This window comes from bacterium, assembly GCA_037131655.1.
GTDB lineage: Bacteria > Armatimonadota > Fimbriimonadia > Fimbriimonadales > JBAXQP01 > JBAXQP01.
The window spans coordinates 1-2,473 of record JBAXQP010000361.1; the positions used below are offsets into that span (position 1 = coordinate 1).

At 47.4% G+C, this 2,473-nt stretch carries 4 protein-coding genes; 1 reads left to right on the top strand and 3 read right to left on the bottom strand.

The annotated features are described in order from the left end of the window. Positions 1-1,010 (bottom strand): thiamine pyrophosphate-dependent dehydrogenase E1 component subunit alpha (locus tag WCO51_12430; protein MEI6514060.1); only part of this gene is annotated, 1,010 nt, incomplete at its 3' end. 237 nt (positions 1,011-1,247) lie between these two features. On the opposite strand from WCO51_12430, the gene WCO51_12435 reads away from it, so the two are divergent. Beyond that, positions 1,248-1,595, top strand: a complete 348-nt coding sequence (locus tag WCO51_12435; GenBank protein MEI6514061.1) for an ASCH domain-containing protein — start codon at positions 1,248-1,250, stop codon at positions 1,593-1,595. On the opposite strand, the gene WCO51_12440 is transcribed toward WCO51_12435, so the two are convergent. Next, complete coding sequence (locus tag WCO51_12440; protein ID MEI6514062.1) at positions 1,596-2,147, bottom strand: GerMN domain-containing protein; 552 nt, start codon at positions 2,145-2,147, stop codon at positions 1,596-1,598. It abuts the gene before it with no gap. An 11-nt stretch (positions 2,148-2,158) separates the two neighbouring features. After that, positions 2,159-2,473, bottom strand: a 315-nt coding sequence (locus WCO51_12445) for an N-acetylmuramoyl-L-alanine amidase (protein ID MEI6514063.1), incomplete at its 5' end; no start/stop codon positions are given.

The window sequence follows — 2,473 nt, forward strand, 5'->3', positions numbered from 1 at the left end:
ACCATCATCCAGGTCTCTTGTGGAGGTAAGTTCGATGTCTGCGGAGGCGGTGGCCGGGCAAGGGTTTGCTCCATGGTACGGCTGGGGTTGGGGTTGGCTGACTGTTCGGCCCTTAAGTAGTCATCATCCACTTGACGTGCGATAGCTTGCGTTTCCTCTTGCCACCCCTCCATCGTAAGCTCTCCGCGTTTGATAAGCTCATCACGCAACAAATTGATGGGGTCGCGGCCCAGCATTTCTTCGATTTCATCAGTCGAACGATAGACACGGTGATCATCCGAAGAAGTATGTGAGGTAAGGCGATCCAATTCAAGCCATAAAACCATTGGGCCTTGACCGGAGCGAATCTTTTCAACCACTCTTCGCCCTTCATTATAAACTTCAAAGGCATCCCGCCCGTTGACTTTCACCATACAATCCTTCGAAAGAGCGCCGATATTCCAAGGCGTCATTTTCGAAGTGGGAGTGCTAATACCATAGCCATTGTCTTCGACTACAAAAAGGAGGGGTAGATCTTTTTCGAGGGCAAAGCAAAGCGACTCATAAAACTCGCCTTGTCGAGTTGTTGCATCACCGGTACAACAAATGGTGATTGCGCCATTGCCATCGAGCTTATTCGCCCAGGCAGTTCCTGCTGCTGGTAGAAATTGCAAACCTGTTGGCGGCGCATTACTGAAAATGTTGAGATTAGGAGCGCTGAAGAAGGAAGGCATCTGACGGCCTATACTGCTGGAATCGTTTTTGCCCAGATAAGCTAATGCAAGTTCGTAATTAGTTACCCCGCGAACAAGCGCCAGCGCACGATCGCGATAGTAGAGGTGTAAGTAATCTTTGGGTTCGAGACAGTACATCAAAGCTGCAACCGCTTCATGACCAGTGCTAGCTACACCGAACCAACCCTTCCCCTGCCGAATAAGAATTCCTTCTCGTCGGTCACCCTCTCGCGCCAGAGCCATGATCCGAAGTAGCTCCAACGCCGGCAACCCTTTATCTTTGTGCTGATTATTCATCCGGCTATCGTCCTTGACGAAGTAGTGGCAAAGTGCCCATTTAGGAACAGATTACCCCAACCCCCCGCCATTTTGCACTCCAAATATGCGCTCATTATCAAGTACCTTCTTAACCTTAGCCCAGATACCACTCGAAGTTGAGTTGACGGGGAAGCGTAACAATGCTACAATAACCGCAAGTACTTATTTAGTGGTCACACGTTAAACGGGTGATTGATACGGAGGCGTCTTATCAGTATGTTTGCTTTGAACTTCTATACCGACCTTTATGCCGAAATGCTAAGAACTAATCGCAAAACGGCAACTATCCGACTCGGGGATAAAAAGCATAAATACACCTCCGGCCAGCTTGTTTGGATTACGGTCGGTCAACGATTTGGACGTCGCAAGAAGCTGTTTACCGCGATGATCGATAGGGTTGATGTGAAGCCTTTATTAGAGCTCAGTCCCCGTGACATCGAACGAGAAAACCCCGAATTTCGCTCCATCGAAGACGTAACTCATCTGATGAATTTAATTTACGACCTCGAAGTATCCCCCGAAGATGTTTGCACGGTAATTTACTTCTCACGTATTGATGAGTAGTTAGCGTTCAACGGGCATCATTTGGCCGGCTTCGTCGCTATGTCCACCAAGCGAATCGATTGGCTTCCCATTTACGAGAATTCGAATTCGTTCGACATTCGAGAATTGGCCCGCTGTTTTCCGAAGACTTCGCAAAATGGCCGCTTCATCATCGGAACTCATCCCGCTCTGAATGGCTTCATTAAAGTCAATTTTCGCCACTCCATTTTCCAGAGATGCTCCTAACAACTTCGTACCCTGAGGAAATTGGGGCGTTCTCCGAACCAAAATAGCAATGGCAGTATTAAGTGGAACATCTCCAGGAGAAAGAGGGAAAGTTACGTTTCTGAGTGTAAGTTGGCCTTTGTTCCAATCAGGAAGAGACACTATTACAGTTCTGCTTCCAGAATAAGGCTCAGTAGGTTCTCCTAAAACCTGCGCAGGTACTTCATGCGCAGTTCCTATCGGAGTGGCTTGATTACGGTAAGCAATCTTAACATAAATTGCCAGCGCAAGCGCGAGCACCAGCACACCAAACCATATTACCGTAAGATAGAAGCGTACGGACTTCATTCATTTTCCTCTTATTTTCGATCTTGATCAACTGGATCGGGACGTTGCAAAGCGATATTATCACCATCGCCCAAGTAGCTGCGAATCCCAAAAGCAATCGCTTCGGCCATCTTGCCTTGCCACTCTTCATTGAGTAAATACTCACGATCATTGTCGTTATTTATATACCCTACTTCAACTAACACAGCAGGCATAGAACTTGCGCGAAGAACGGCAAAACCTGTTCCATAAATAGTCTTGTCACTTCGAATTCCGTTATTTGGAAGCTCATTAACGATGCCTATTTGAGCTTGGATAGCCATAGCTAATGCCGCGCTACTGATTTC